Source organism: Campylobacter jejuni (genome assembly GCF_049221745.1).
In the GTDB taxonomy this organism is placed as follows: Bacteria; Campylobacterota; Campylobacteria; order Campylobacterales; family Campylobacteraceae; genus Campylobacter_D; species Campylobacter_D jejuni_E.
Genome location: NZ_JBMJAO010000001.1, coordinates 79,968 through 94,156, shown reverse-complemented (window position 1 = coordinate 94,156; position 14,189 = coordinate 79,968). Strand labels below are relative to the sequence as shown.

Annotated in this window: 12 protein-coding genes; 3 read left to right on the top strand and 9 right to left on the bottom strand. The window is 31.7% G+C overall.

What is annotated here, in order from left to right:
• Nucleotides 1–111 precede the first annotated feature (111 nt).
• Nucleotides 112–1,236: a molecular chaperone DnaJ gene (gene dnaJ / locus ACOTU8_RS00455; RefSeq protein ID WP_422341316.1), complete on the bottom strand. Its 1,125-nt coding sequence runs from the start codon at nucleotides 1,234–1,236 to the stop codon at nucleotides 112–114.
• Nucleotides 1,237–1,390: 154 nt separating this feature from the next.
• Between dnaJ and racR the strand changes: the two genes are divergently transcribed.
• From racR to recR, 3 genes are read left to right on the top strand one after another with little or no spacing between them, the layout of a single operon-like run.
• Nucleotides 1,391–2,062, top strand: a complete 672-nt coding sequence (racR, locus tag ACOTU8_RS00450; RefSeq protein WP_422341315.1) for a response regulator transcription factor — start codon at nucleotides 1,391–1,393, stop codon at nucleotides 2,060–2,062.
• Nucleotides 2,059–3,294, top strand: coding sequence for an ArsS family sensor histidine kinase (racS, locus tag ACOTU8_RS00445; protein ID WP_422341314.1), 1,236 nt, complete (start codon nucleotides 2,059–2,061; stop codon nucleotides 3,292–3,294). The genes racR and racS overlap by 4 nt, the downstream gene beginning before the upstream one ends.
• Nucleotides 3,294–3,866 (top strand): recombination mediator RecR, encoded by a 573-nt coding sequence (recR, locus tag ACOTU8_RS00440; protein WP_422341313.1) that lies wholly within the window; start codon nucleotides 3,294–3,296, stop codon nucleotides 3,864–3,866. The genes racS and recR overlap by 1 nt, the downstream gene beginning before the upstream one ends.
• On the opposite strand, the gene hydD is transcribed toward recR, so the two are convergent.
• The 8 genes from hydD to tyrS all read right to left on the bottom strand — a co-directional run bounded on the left by hydD (nucleotide 3,863) and on the right by tyrS (nucleotide 14,186).
• Nucleotides 3,863–4,399 carry a HyaD/HybD family hydrogenase maturation endopeptidase gene (gene hydD, locus ACOTU8_RS00435; RefSeq protein WP_422341312.1) on the bottom strand — a complete coding sequence of 179 codons (537 nt, stop codon included), beginning with the start codon at nucleotides 4,397–4,399 and terminating at the stop codon, nucleotides 3,863–3,865. The two genes, recR and hydD, sit on opposite strands and share 4 nt — an antisense overlap.
• Nucleotides 4,396–5,088: a Ni/Fe-hydrogenase, b-type cytochrome subunit gene (gene cybH, locus ACOTU8_RS00430; protein ID WP_422341311.1), complete on the bottom strand. Its 693-nt coding sequence runs from the start codon at nucleotides 5,086–5,088 to the stop codon at nucleotides 4,396–4,398. Before cybH ends, hydD begins: the two co-directional genes overlap by 4 nt.
• Nucleotides 5,089–5,098: 10 nt before the next feature.
• Nucleotides 5,099–6,814 (bottom strand): nickel-dependent hydrogenase large subunit, encoded by a 1,716-nt coding sequence (gene hydB, locus ACOTU8_RS00425; protein ID WP_422341310.1) that lies wholly within the window; start codon nucleotides 6,812–6,814, stop codon nucleotides 5,099–5,101.
• Between the two features lie 2 nt (nucleotides 6,815–6,816).
• On the bottom strand, nucleotides 6,817–7,956 hold the full coding sequence (gene hydA, locus ACOTU8_RS00420; protein WP_422341309.1) for a hydrogenase small subunit: 1,140 nt from the start codon (nucleotides 7,954–7,956) through the stop codon (nucleotides 6,817–6,819).
• Between the two features lie 119 nt (nucleotides 7,957–8,075).
• Entirely contained in the window at nucleotides 8,076–9,917 is a 1,842-nt protein-coding gene (gene mnmC, locus ACOTU8_RS00415) for a bifunctional tRNA (5-methylaminomethyl-2-thiouridine)(34)-methyltransferase MnmD/FAD-dependent 5-carboxymethylaminomethyl-2-thiouridine(34) oxidoreductase MnmC (RefSeq protein ID WP_422341308.1), read from the bottom strand.
• Entirely contained in the window at nucleotides 9,914–11,893 is a 1,980-nt protein-coding gene (gene amiA, locus ACOTU8_RS00410; protein WP_422341307.1) for an N-acetylmuramoyl-L-alanine amidase, read from the bottom strand. The genes mnmC and amiA overlap by 4 nt, the downstream gene beginning before the upstream one ends.
• On the bottom strand, nucleotides 11,893–12,984 hold the full coding sequence (locus ACOTU8_RS00405) for a nitronate monooxygenase (protein ID WP_422341306.1): 1,092 nt from the start codon (nucleotides 12,982–12,984) through the stop codon (nucleotides 11,893–11,895). Before ACOTU8_RS00405 ends, amiA begins: the two co-directional genes overlap by 1 nt.
• Nucleotides 12,981–14,186 carry a tyrosine--tRNA ligase gene (gene tyrS, locus ACOTU8_RS00400; RefSeq protein ID WP_422341305.1) on the bottom strand — a complete coding sequence of 402 codons (1,206 nt, stop codon included), beginning with the start codon at nucleotides 14,184–14,186 and terminating at the stop codon, nucleotides 12,981–12,983. Before tyrS ends, ACOTU8_RS00405 begins: the two co-directional genes overlap by 4 nt.
• Nucleotides 14,187–14,189: the final 3 nt, after the last annotated feature.

The following is a 14,189-nucleotide window of genomic DNA, read 5'->3' as shown; positions in this document are numbered from 1 at the left end:
GTTTTCAAGTCTAACTTTAAGGCGGGGTTTTACTCCGCCTTTTTTTATACCTGATTTTTAAAACTTAAATTTATATAAAAAATTTTCCCAAGCTAAAAAGCTTTAGGAAAATTAAGACTTAAACCAATTAGCGATTTTTTCAAAAAGCCCTTTTTGCTCTTGATGCATACCATCTTTGATACCAAAACTTTCACTTAGTTTTTCTAAAAGTTCTTTTTGTTCATCGTTTAAAGAAGTTGGGAATTTGATAGAAATTTGAACGATTTGATTTCCTATGCGAGAACTATGAACATCTTTAACCCCTTCTTTTTCAAGAACAAATCTTTGTCCATCTTTAGCACCCTTTGGCAAATTTAAAGTCGCTTCACCGCGTATGGTAGGCACTTTTATACTCTCTCCTAAGATAGCCTGAGTAAAAAACACTGGAAATTCTATATATATATCATCATCATCTCTGATAAAAGTATCATCTTCAGTGGCGATGATCTTAACATACATATCCCCTCTAGTGCCATTTTTTAAGATATTGCCTTTAGCATTGACACGAAGTTTCATACCTGTATCTACACCTTCTGGGATAGTAAGTTCGACACTATCTTTGCTTTCATTATAACCTAAACCTTTGCAATCACTACATCTTTCACTAGCCTTTTCTCCACTTCCTTGGCAATCAGGACAAGTTTGTGCAAAAGTGATAAACCCTTGAGAAATTCCAACTTGTCCTCTACCTTTACACTTTGGACAAGTTTGAAGTTTTCCATCTTTTGCTCCTGTTCCATTGCAAGTTTTACAAGAACACTTATAGGTAAAATCTATATTTTTCTTACAACCAAAAACCGCTTCTTTAAAACTTAATTTTAAATTAATTATAAAATCTGAAGGAATTTTTTCATCATTTGAATTTTTTCTATGACGCGATGATGAACCAAAGCCTTCTCCAAAAAAACTAGAAAATATATCTCCTAAATCTTCAAAACCACCAAAACCTGAACTACTAGAACCAAATCCACCACCCTTTAAGGCATCTTTTCCGTATCTATCGTAAATAGCACGTTTTTCATCATTGCTTAAAACCTCATAGGCTTCATTAACGAGCTTGAATTTATTTTCTGCTTCTTTATCACCTTGATTTCTATCGGGATGGTATTTTAAAGCCATTTTTCTATAGGCTTTTTTTATAGTCTCTTTATCAGCATTTTGCGTGATTTCAAGAATTTCATAATAACTTATTTCCACATTATTCCTTTAACAAATTTAAAATTTTGCTAGAATTTTAATCTTAAAAATTCGAAAATATAATTTTAGCAAAAATAAAATCAATAATTTATCAAATTTTAAATAAAATTATGCAAATATATAAATCTTAGATAAAAATTTAAAGGATACCAAAATGATTAATGTGTTGATGATAGAAGATGATCCTGATTTTGCGCAATTATTATCTGAGTATTTAGCGCAATTTAATATTAAAATCACAAATTTTGAAAATCCTAAAAGTGCCTTAAATGTAGGCATTCAAGGCTATGATTGTCTAATTTTAGATTTAACTTTACCAGGAATTGATGGTCTTGAAGTTTGTAGAGAAATCAGACAAAAAAGCAATATTCCTATTATTATATCATCAGCTAGAGGTGACTTAAGCGATAAGGTTGTAGGGCTTCAAATCGGTGCTGATGATTATCTACCAAAGCCTTACGATCCAAAAGAAATGTATGCAAGGATTATGAGTCTTATTCGTCGCACAAAAAGAGTTGAACACGTAAATAATGAAAATATTAATTCCGCTTTCAAGATCGATGAAAGAAGGCATGAGATCAGCTATGAAGATAAGGTTTTAACACTTACACCTGCTGAGTTTGAAATTTTGGAATACCTTATCCAACAGCACGGATATAGCGTTTCAAGAGAACAGCTTGTAAGTCGCTGTAAAAATCTAAAAGATAAAGATTCTAAAAGTCTTGATGTTATCATCGGTCGCTTAAGAGTAAAAATAGGAGATAGTTCAAAATCTCCAAAACATATTTTTTCTGTTAGAGGTATAGGATATAAACTAATAGGATGACAAAAAATTATTCTATTTATACTAAACTAATTATTTTATTTGTTGTTACTTTTTTCTTAGTTTGTGTGCTTTTTATCGTTCTTTTGAAAATAGAAGGAAGTGCTTACAACGAAGAAGAAAGTTTAAAACAAGAAAATCTTATAAAAAATTTACTCACCTCCTATGAAAACACTTCAGGTGCTAAAATAGGATCCTATCTTGAAAATAGCGGTTTTAACGCTATACAAAATTCCTATCTTGTAAAAACTATAAGAAATAATGGAGACTCACTTTTTAAAGCAAATGGAGAACTTTGCACCCTTTCTTCTTTGAAATATCATAGCAATCTTTATTTTGATGTTCAATGTAAAGATTTTGATGGCTTGTATGAAGGAAATACTAGCGATAGGGTTTATAATCTTTTATTGATAGGATTTTTTTCTTTTTCTTTGTTGGTTGTTTTTATGTATTTTTCGGTATTAAAATCCTTAGAACCTTTAAAAAAGTTAAGAAGGCAAGTTGCTAAAGTTACAAATGGGGAACAACCTGATTTTTTAGACTATCAAGAAGATGAAGTAGGCAAAATCGCCTTTGAATTTCAAAAAGCTTTCGAGAAAAATCAAGAGCTAATCCAATCTAGACAACTTTTCCTAAGAACCATTATGCATGAACTTAAAACTCCCATAGGAAAAGGGAGGATTATTTCTGAAATGATCAAAGAAGATAAACAAAAAGAAAGACTTATCGCTATATTTTTGCGCATGGATTCTTTAATCAATGAATTTGCCAAAATCGAAAATTTATTTTCAAAAAACTATAATTTACATTTTAAACTTAGTTATTTTAGCGCTATACTTGAAGAAGCTAAAAAACATCTTATGAGAGATGATTTTAACAAAGTTGTAAAAGTTGATATAAAACACGATGCTTTAATCAATGTTGATATGGAAATTTTCTCCATTATTTTAAAAAATCTTATCGATAATGCCTTAAAATACTCAAACAATGGCACTTGTGAAGTTTTTTGTTGTAAAGAATGTTTTACCATTAAAAATCCAGGTAAACCTTTAGCAGAGCCTATAGAACATTATCTTGAAGCTTTTACAAGAGAAAAGCATAATCAAGTCAAAGGTATGGGACTAGGACTTTATATAGTTTCAGAAGTATGCAAACTGCATAATTTTGATTTGATTTATTTTTATGATGATGGAAAGCATTGCTTTAAAATTTTCTTTGGAGATAAAGAAAAATGATGCCAAAAGGCCTAGAAAAATTCAACGAACTTGTTGAAAGTTTTGCAAATTTACCTACCATAGGAAAAAAAACCGCCATAAGACTTGCTTATCACCTTTGCATAAACAATCAAATCGATGGTATGAAACTCGCACACAATATAGAAAATGCTATCCGCTTTATAAAACCTTGTGAGCAATGCGGTGCTTTAAGCGAAAATGAGCTTTGTGAAATTTGTAGCGATGAAGAAAGAAATAAAAACATTTTATGTATAGTTGAAAGTCCAAAAGATATACTAACACTCGAAGAGAGTCAAAGTTACAATGGGCTTTATTTTGTTTTAGATAACTTAAATGAAGAAAAACTTGAAAAACTAAAGCAAATCATACTTAAACTAAATATCTCTGAACTCATTTTTGCATTAACACATAGCATTAATTCTGATGCAACTATCTTTTTTATAGAAGATAAATTTAAAGGCTTAAACCTAAGTTTTAGCAAAATCGCTCAAGGAATTCCAAGTGGTGTAAATTTAGAAAATGTAGATTTAATCTCTTTAAATAAAGCTATGAATTTTAGAACTAAAATTTAGTAATTTTTATAAGAAATATCGGCTAATTCTTGCAAAGAAAAATCCGCAATCTTTTCATAAACAAAACCCTCCTTGCTTAAAAAATCAAGTAAAGTTTTTTCCATGATTTTAGCTCCTTGTATAAGCTCATCTGAGAGCTTAAAACTCATTGCTTCAATACGCTTTGGCACACAAGCTAAAATGTGGGTTTTAGGCAAATCGCCTGCAAGCTCCATGTATTGCAAGGTTTGAAGCATTTCTATTTCATGGGCACTTCCACTCCAGCTAATTTTATTAGGCATGGCATCATAAGGAAAGAAAAATACATCTCCTATACTCGCATCTTGCGCTTCTATGCAGTCTAAAACGATAAGTCTATCATACCGAGCGATGATATAGCTAAGTTGCAAAGCCAAAGTTCCACCATCAACAAAATCTAAAGTAAATTCAGGATGATTGAATTTGTAGTTTTTTTCAAGTTGTTTGCAAAGATGAACGCCTAAGCCTTCATCTGCAAACATGATATTGCCTATTCCAAGGACTAAGAATTTCAACGCTTTTCTTCTTTTATAAATTTATATCCACTAATGATAGCATCCATAGCACCATCTTTACCTTTTACTGCATTAAAAATCGCCATGTAAATATGCACTGGTACAAAAATCATAATCACCCACATCAAAATTCTATGATAAGTTCTTACACCAGCCAAACCACCCATTGCAGCTTCAAGTGGTCTTAAAATATGATATAAAAGCCCGCCTAAACCCTCATGATAAGTATGAGTATAAAGAATAAGCCCTGTAAGAATGATACCTAACATCACAAGATAAAAGAAAAAATAAGTTACAAATTGCAAAGGATTATAAACCCCTTTTAAATGCGGGTGTTTTCCTAGGAAAATGTAAAATTTTATTTGTTCTATCCATAATTTAATATTAAAAATATCCCATACACTTGCGCGTTCTTTTGCGCTTATCTTATCGCAGAAAAACAAATACACTTTAAAAATAATACAAGCGATTAAAACAAAACCCACCGCTTGATGTACTAAACGATATTTTGCTTGCATAAAATTTACAGGTTCGCCGTTACTAATAGGACTTTGAAACACATAAGAAAGATAATACCCTGTACCAATAAGAATCACTATAGCAATAGCTCTTACCCAGTGTGTTAAACGCAAACCTATGCTAAATTCATATTCAGCTTTTCTTTGCAATTTTTCTTCTTTGTTTTGCATGAAAGCCTCCTTATAAATTGACATTCACTTTATATTCGCTTAGATTATTGCCCTTAGTGTCCATTACATGCACTGCACAAGCAATACAAGGATCATAAGAGTGAATTTTTCTAATGATTTCAAGAGGTTGTTTTACATCGGCAATTTTAAGCCCTATCAAACATTGCTCATAACTTCCACCTACGCCATTAGCATCTTTTGGACTTGCATTCCAAGTAGAAGGCACTACAGCTTGCCAGTTTTCAATGACGCCATTTTTAATTCTACACCAATGACTTAATGTTCCGCGTGGCACATGACCCATATAGCGTCCTTTGTATTCCTTAGAATTATCGATCACATAAGGGGCACAAGTACTCTGATCTACTTTTAAATTTTCAACTAAATTATTAAACGCTTTTAAAGCATTGTTTGCAACGATTTTTGCTTCTATACAGCGTGCAGCTGTTCTTCCAAGTGTGCTAAATACAGCATTTAAAGGAAGTTTTGTTTCCTTTAAGAACTCATCTACCACAGGAACAACATTTTGATTACCTTTAGCATAATTTACAACGATATTTGCCAAAGGTCCTACTTGCATAGGGTTTCCTTCATAGCGTGGAGCCTTGATCCAGCTATATTTACCCTTGGTATCAAACACTTTAGAATGGACATTATTACCATGATGATCTACGCTTTCTCCATCTACAAGTCCTGTATAATTTGGATTTGTTTTGCCATCATAAGGATGTAAAGGTTCATTGTCTGCATACCAAGAATGAGTTGCTTCTTCAGTAATCTTATCTTCTTCTACTTCATAAACCTTACTTAAATCTCCATTTTTGATAATACCACTTTCAAAAAGCCATTCATCCCTTCCGATTTGGAATTCTTTAAAAGTATAAAGATTATTTACTCCTATGTCATTTAAAACACTGGCTTCATCTGCATAAGCTTTTCCTGCCATCACAAGATCAGGATAATATGCGCGATTAACAAAGTCTTGTACTTCTTGAAATTTAACCATATATTCGCCCATTCTTGAAGGATTAAGCAAATCCATAACACAAGTTACGCCGCCAACGGTTAAACTTTGTGGATGTGGATTTTTAGCTCCAAAAATTGCCATACATTGAGCAATGATTCTTTGAATTCTTAAGCATTCTAGATAGTGAGAAAGAACGATTAAATTTTGCTCTGGACTTAAACGATAAGTTGGATGACCATAGTATGCATTAGCAAAAGGTCCTAAATTTCCTTTATCTACGAAAGTTTTAAGTCTTTGTTGTACTTCAAGAAGCTTATCTGCACCTGTTGCATAAGGATTTGGAGTATATTTAAAAGCCTCATCACTTGCTTTTTTAACATCCGCACTTAAAGCACTTACCACATCAGCCCAATCAAGCCCATGAAGTTGATAAAAATGCACGATATGATCATGTAAAAATAAAGCTGCATTCATTAAAGTTCTTGTCAAAAGTGCATTTAAAGGTGGAGTAATACCTAAAGCATTTTCAACAGCAACTATGCCTGCTTTATAATGCGAAAAAGTACAAACCCCACAAATTCTTTGTGTCATAAATCCAGCATCTCTTGGATCACGCCCTTTTACTATGGTTTCAATACCACGCCATAAAGTAGAGCCCGCATAAGCTTCTTTTACCACATTGTTATCATCAACAACAACTTCAACTCTTAAATGTCCTTCAATTCTTGTAATAGGATCAACAATTATTTTTTGACTCATTTTTATTCCTTATCTTTTTGCATGGAAGATATAACTGCGTGTGCTGCTATAGCAACACCTGTGAGCGTAAGTACGCCTATACCAATTTTATCCGAAACACTATCTGCACCCAGTCCAAAAACAGTATCAAATTTACGACTAGCCATAGGTTCTTCAAAAGGTCCCATAGTGTCCCAAAAATCAGGTTCAGAACAACCTATACAACCATGTCCTGCTTGGATAGGCCAAGAAGTATGCTGGTTAAATCTCTCTCTTGAGCAGTTATTAAAAGTATAAGGTCCTTTACAGCCTACTTTATAAAGACAAAAGCCTTGCTTTGCTCCCTCATCTCCAAAAGTATGCACAAACTCACCTGCATCAAAATGCCCTCGTCTTTCACAAAGATCATGAATCCTTAAACCATAAGCCCATTTTGGTCTATTATACACATCAAGTGCTGGCAATTCACCAAATAATAAATAATGAAGTACATTACCTACTATATTTTTTTCACTTGGAGGACAGCCTGGAACATTAATAACGGTTTTACTTGTTACCTTGCTTAAAGGTTGTGCATTGCTTGGGTTTGGTCTTGCAGCCTGAATCCCACCAAAGCTAGAACAAGTTCCTATAGCAAAAATAGCCAAAGCATTTTCACTTGCCATCTTTGAAAGTTCATAACCTGTTCTTCCATGTGCTCCTATGGTTAAAAAATACTCAGTATCACCCATAGGAATACCGCCTTCAACCATTAAAATATATTTATTTTTATGTTTTTGAATGGCGCTTTCTAAATTTTCTTCAGCTTGCCAACCCGCTGCAGCCATTACTGTTTCGTGATATTCTAAAGAAATATAATCAAAAATCAAACTATCAATCGTTGGAGTATCACTTCTTAACAAACTCTCACTACAGCCTGTACACTCAGCCATATGAAGCCACACAACAGGAAGTCTATCAGCAAGTTCAGCAGCTTTTGCTACCATAGGAGTAAAACTTGCAGGTAAAGCTAAAAAAGCTGTCATAGCACCTGCCCATTTCATAAAATCCCTTCTAGAAAAACCTGATTTTTCTAATGCCTTTGCAATGCTATCATTATCTTTTAAAGAAGGAAGTTTTTCAAGAGCCGATAAACGCGACTCTATTTGATGATAATCAATCATTATATTTCCTTTATAACATGAAATTTATTCTCTATAATAATAAAATAAAGGAAGTTAAAATAAAGTTAAAAACTTACTCTCATAAGCAAATATTAGCATCACTCTTAATTAAAGCTTAATCATAAGCCTTTTTTGAGTTTACGAACCAAAAATCTTGCAGGGTGAATAGCGTGGATGTATTTTTTTTCTAAACACAAGGGTTCATTATTGATCAATGCACACAAATACCTTGCCGCTAAAACACTTGTGCTAAAACCCCTTGATCCATGAGCAAAATTAAAATATAAATTACAAGACATTTTAGCTGGTTTTTGCTCCTTGTTTTTTGTCCATAATAAAGCTTTATATTCTTCTTTATAAAACACTTCATCATAAGCATTCCCAACTATCATAAAGCGATCGCTCGAATAAGATCTAAAGCCTACCTTAGAACCTATGATTTCTAATTTTATATTTTTATCTATAAATTCGGCTATATTTTTTATATTTTGTTTATCATCTTCTTCTTTTGATTCTAAACTTGTATCAAGCCTATCATAACTTGCACCAATTACTTGCAAATCATCTTTTATAGGGCAAATATAAGCCTTAGAAGATAAAGGAAATGGGGTGTCTAAAAAAGGTTTTAGATGTGTAACTTGACCTCTTACTTTACTTAATTTCATCTCATCATAAAAAACAAAGTCTTTTGTATCTGCGCCCATAGCATAAATTAAAACCGCATAATCACTTTTAACAATATCATTTTTAAATTTTAAAGTAAAACACTCATTTTCAAAATTATAAGACTGAAACTCATGATTAAAATATATACAAGCTTTGCTTTTTTCAAAAAGATTTTTAACCAAATTTTTTGGAAAAATCACTCCACCCTCTTCTAAAAAAGCTTGATTTTTTGAAATTTTAAACAAAACATTTTCTCTTTGTGTGTCAAATCTTTCTTGCATCAAATCATTATGTGCAAACTCCACCACACCCTTAAATTCTAAATCTAAAATTTGTCTATAAAAACGACTTGCCTCTATAAAAGAAAGCTCTGAAAACTCCCCTAAATTTACCTTAGGCTTTAAGATTAAAGAGCTTAAAATTCCACTTTCATTTCCACTTGCACCCTTGCCTAATTCTAAATGTTTTTCAAAAACATCTATTTCAAAACCTCTTAAACTAAGCTCATAAGCTAAAACAGCACTTGATATACCTGCACCAATAATAGCCACTTTTTTATTTTTTAAAGATGAAAATATTCTTGAAAAATACGCTTCTTTGTCTTTAAAATCTAATTCATTTCCCAAATAAGCTTTAATCATTTCTCTTTTTCTAAAACCTTTGGTTTTTTCTACTCTAAAACCATATTTTTTTAAATTTTTTTGTAAAAAACTTGCCGAAGAAAAGGTGCAAATTTGTGTATTTTTTTTAGAAAGTCTTGCCACTTCAAAAATTAAATTTTCATCAAACATTTGCGAGTTTTTATTTGGAGAAAATCCATCTAAATACCAAACATCAGCTTTAAAATCTAATTCTTTTAAAATAGTAATATCTTCAAAAACAAGATCTAAAAAACAATCTTCAAAATAAAAACGATAAATTCCTTCTTTAGCCTTAGGATAAAATTTTAAAAATTGCTCTAAAAGCTCTTTAAACTCTTCATAAAATCCTAGTTTTTGATAAATTTCTCTTAATTGTTCTTTTTGGATATAAAAAGCTTCTACGCTAATATAAAAAAGTTTTTTAGGACGCTTAGAAGAAGTGGTTTCTAAAAAGCGTTTCAAAGTAAGAAAAAAATTTAAACCTATACCAAAACCACTCTCTGCGATAATGAAATTTTCTTGATCTTTCCATTCAAAAGAATGAGTGTAAACAAATTTGCTTTCATTTAAGCCATCTTTGGAATTGAAATAAAAATCATCAAAATCCAAAGAAAAAGGAGTATTATCCTTAAAGATTAGCTTAGCTTTTTTCATCGGTTGTTATAAAAATAACTCTCAACTCCATCAGCAATGCCTTTAACCAATAAATCTTGAAAAGCTTTACTAGCAATTCTTTTGCCTTCGTTTGGATGTGTGATATAGCCAATTTCAATCAAAATTGCAGGCATTTGTGCACCTACTAAAACCCAAAAAGGTGCTTCTCTTACACCGCCATCTACAATTTTATACTTTTTGCGTGTTTGAGTGAGTATATTTTTTTGTACATCAATGGCTAGTTTATTTGAAGCAACGATTTTTTCACGATTTAAGAAATTTAAAATACTTTGTTTTGAGAAATAATTAATCTCTTCAAAATCCCCTTGATTTTCTTTTTCTGCTGCCTTTTTACTTCTTTCACTTCTTGCAGGACTTAAAAAGAAAGTTTCCACGCCTTCGCTACTTTTGGCTTTTGTGGCATTTGGTGCTGCATTAGCATGTATAGAAATAAACAAATCCGCTCTTTTATCATTAGCATATTTAGTTCTATCACGAAGATTGATAAATTTATCCGAACTTCTAGTATAAAGCACTTTATAATCGCGTTTTTTAAGTTCATTTCCAAGTTTTAAAGCCGTGCTTAAAACTATATCTTTTTCTTTTAAACTTCCTTTTTTATCACTTAAAGCACCACTATCTTTTCCACCATGTCCTGCATCAATAACTACAAGTTTTCCTGATTTGTAATTTGTATTTAAAGCTTTACTAGAACTTTGGGTTGCTTTTTTGTTTACATTTTGATTTGTAGTTTGTGTATAAAAACCTAAAATGAGATTTTTATTATCTAATTTCTTTAAAAGTTTAAATTCTTTAGGAGCACTCAAAACCACACGAACAGTTTTTGGATTATATTGAGTAACTGTAATCACATTTTGTCCAAAAGTAAAACTTTTTCTATTACCTTCTAACACACCCTTAAAACTTACAATATATCGGAATTTTTGATCTTTGATATCAAACACTGCTATTTCTTTTTCATCTAAATCACCGCTTAAATTTAGCACCACAGCATTAGAAATTTTATCCGCATCTAAAACATATAAAGACTCTTGATTTTCTTTTTCGTTATTGGTTTTTTTATCTTGTTTTTTTGTTTCTAAAACTTTGGTTTTAATTTCTGTTTTTTGATCTTGCTTTTTCTCTGAAATTTTACTAACTTGCTTAGTCTTTTTTTGGCTAGTAGTTTCTTTTAAAAAAATTAATTTTTCTTCTTTAAAAGATATATCAATAGGAATTTTTTCTTTAGCATAAACCACTATGCGTATGGTTTTGGGATTAAATTGTGAAATCACTAAACGATAGTCATCAAATTTAAACTCTTTTTTACCCCCTTCTAAAACCCCATCAAAATCACTAATAAAACGATAGTTTCCTTTTTCATCTAAAGCAAAACTTTTTAATTGATCCTTACTCAAATCTGCACTTAGCTCAAACTCTACGCCTTGATTTGTTTTACTTGACTTTAAAACATAAATTTTATCATCGCTTTTTGCTTTAGAAACGATACTACTCTTTGATACTTGTGAAGTTTTAGAATTTGTTTTTTCTGTATTTTTTACCTGTTCGTTGGATGATTTTTTTTCATTTTTTTGAACTGTTTTTATAGGTTTAAAAGTTGATTTTTCAGTGTCTTGAGAAATATTTTGAACCTTAATATCTTTAATAACAGCCTTTCTTAAAGCATTGATACTTGCTTCACTTATACCACTTTCTTTTAATTCATTAGCATATGACTTGTCATCTAAATTTAAAGTATTTGAACTGATGATCAATCTTTTTAAAATTTCAATTTTAGTTTTTTCATCTTCATTGATAACACTTTGTATATAAAGACTTTTGAGCTGATGATGAAATTTTACTTGCACTTCACTTTTAGAACCGATAAAATTTTTATCGAAATTTGCAAGTTCATTTTCATAAGCTCCAAAAAGAGTTGTGAAAACAAATACTAAAAATACAAAAATTTTAGCCATTATTCACCATTAACCAATTTTTCCATAAGTTCTTTAACACTGATAAGCTTATCTAAACGATATCCATTTGCACCTGTAAAAAAAAGCCCTGTTTCTTTTTTACCTGACCACGCATCAAAAAGCCTATCTGCTATACAATACCCTACTTTAGTTGCTTCTTTTCCGCGTCCACAAGGTGCTACACAATTGCTTATACAATTAATCTTAGGACCCATTCTTTTATCTACCAAATTTAAAAGATTGGTTCTAACCCCACGAGCAGGATAGCCCACAGGAGATTTAATAAGCTCTATATCTTCTTCTTTAGAAGCTAGCAAAACGTTTTTAAACTCTTCACTTGCATCACACTCAAAAGTTCCTATAAAACGTGTTCCCATTTGAACACCACTAGCACCTAAAGAAATAGCATTTTCTATATCTTTTTTATCCCAAATTCCACCTGCAGCAATCACAGGAAAAGATCCCCAATTTTTAGCCTCTTCTACCACAGGAGCGATTAATTTTTCTAATTGATAATTTGGATCTAAACACTGCTCATAAGTAAAACCTTGATGACCTCCACTTTTTGGCCCTTCTAAAACCACTGCATCAGGCAAGCGATTGTAACGGCTTTGCCATCTTTTGCAAATAATTTTTAAAGCCTTTGGCGATGAAATGATAGGCACTAAAGCCACATCAGGAAAATCGGCTGTAAATTCAGGTAAATTTGTAGGAAGTCCAGCACCTGAAACAATTACATTAAAACCAACTTCACAAGCATCGCGTGCTATTCTTGCATAATCATTACTTGCACATAGGATATTACACCCCAAAGGCGCATCGCCACAAACTTTTCTTGCATTATTAATCAAAGCTTGCAAACCCTTGCGTGAGTAAAAATTTTCACTTCCATAAGGTTTAGCGTTTAATTCTTTACTTGCATACTTTCTTTCTTTATAATATCCTGTTCCCACAGAAGAAATAATCCCAAGTCCCCCATTTAAAGAAACTGCAGAAGCTAATCTATCCCAGCTTATGCCTAGTCCCATTCCTCCTTGAAATATGGGATATTTTATAGTATGTTTGCCTATTTGTAAGGATTGTAATTTCATTCTTTTACCTTTAATTTTGCAAATTTTCTTCTACCTATTTGTAAGATGTATTCTCCTTGTTCTAAATACATTTGTTCGTCACTAACTTTTTGAGAATTTACACTTACTGCATTAGCGCTGATGCTTCTTCTTGCCGCAGAAGTAGAACTTTCCAAACCACATTCAACCAAAGCCTTGGCAAGCCAAATTTTTCCTTGTATTTCAAACTCAGCCATATCACTTGGCAAAGCATTTTGTGAATGAATTCTATCAAATTCAGACTTAGCATTATTAGCCTCTTCTTTGGAGTGAAAACGCTCCGTAATCTCTAAAGCTAAATTTTCTTTAGCTTTTTTAGGATGTAAATTGCCTTGTTCTATATCTTTTTTTATTTGCGCGATTTCTTCTAGGCTTTTTCGACTTAAAAGTTCATAATATCTAAACATCAATTCATCGCTAATACTTAAAATTTTAGCATACATATCATTAGCTTTTTCTGTAACGCCAATGTAATTATTTAAACTTTTACTCATTTTATTGATACCATCTAAACCTTCGAGTAAAGGCATCATAATCACAGCTTGTTCTTTTCCTATGCTATAAACTCTTTGAAGCTGTCTTCCCATTAAAAGATTAAATTTTTGATCCGTTCCACCCATTTCAATATCGCTTTTTAAAGCCACGCTATCATATCCTTGAAGTAAAGGATATAAAAACTCGCAGATTGAAATAGGGCTTTGCTCTTTAAATCTCTTGGTAAAATCGTCACGCTCAAGCATTCTAGCTACACTAAAAGTTGAAGTAAGCTCTACTATACCCGCAGCTCCAAGTTCATTAAGCCAAGTAGAATTAAACTTAATCTGTGTTTTTTCTTTATCCAAAACCTTAAAAACCTGTGTTTCGTAAGTTTTAGCATTGATTAAAACTTGCTCTTTATCCAGCTTTTTACGCGTTACACTTTTTCCACTTGGATCACCAATTTGTCCCGTAAAATCTCCAATCAAAAACTGTACAATAGCTCCATGTTTTTGTAAAAAAGCCATTTTTGTTAAAACCACGCTATGGCCTAAATGTAAATCAGGTGCTGTAGGATCAAATCCTGCTTTTATAAAGAAATTTTCACCCTTTTCATAATAATTTTTAATTAAATTTTCTATTCTTTCTTCATCAATAAGCTCTGCACAGCCACGCTTAACTTCTGCTAATATTTTTTTTATATCCATAAT

Coding starts and splice junctions, on each gene's coding strand:
- racR (WP_422341315.1), top strand. CDS start 1,391: ATGATTAATGTGTTGATGATAGAAGATGATCCTGATTTTGCGCAATTA.
- racS (WP_422341314.1), top strand. CDS start 2,059: ATGACAAAAAATTATTCTATTTATACTAAACTAATTATTTTATTTGTT.
- recR (WP_422341313.1), top strand. CDS start 3,294: ATGCCAAAAGGCCTAGAAAAATTCAACGAACTTGTTGAAAGTTTTGCA.
- cybH (WP_422341311.1), bottom strand. CDS start 5,088: ATGCAAAACAAAGAAGAAAAATTGCAAAGAAAAGCTGAATATGAATTT.
- hydB (WP_422341310.1), bottom strand. CDS start 6,814: ATGAGTCAAAAAATAATTGTTGATCCTATTACAAGAATTGAAGGACAT.
- hydA (WP_422341309.1), bottom strand. CDS start 7,956: ATGATTGATTATCATCAAATAGAGTCGCGTTTATCGGCTCTTGAAAAA.
- mnmC (WP_422341308.1), bottom strand. CDS start 9,917: ATGAAAAAAGCTAAGCTAATCTTTAAGGATAATACTCCTTTTTCTTTG.
- amiA (WP_422341307.1), bottom strand. CDS start 11,893: ATGGCTAAAATTTTTGTATTTTTAGTATTTGTTTTCACAACTCTTTTT.
- ACOTU8_RS00405 (WP_422341306.1), bottom strand. CDS start 12,984: ATGAAATTACAATCCTTACAAATAGGCAAACATACTATAAAATATCCC.
- tyrS (WP_422341305.1), bottom strand. CDS start 14,186: ATGGATATAAAAAAAATATTAGCAGAAGTTAAGCGTGGCTGTGCAGAG.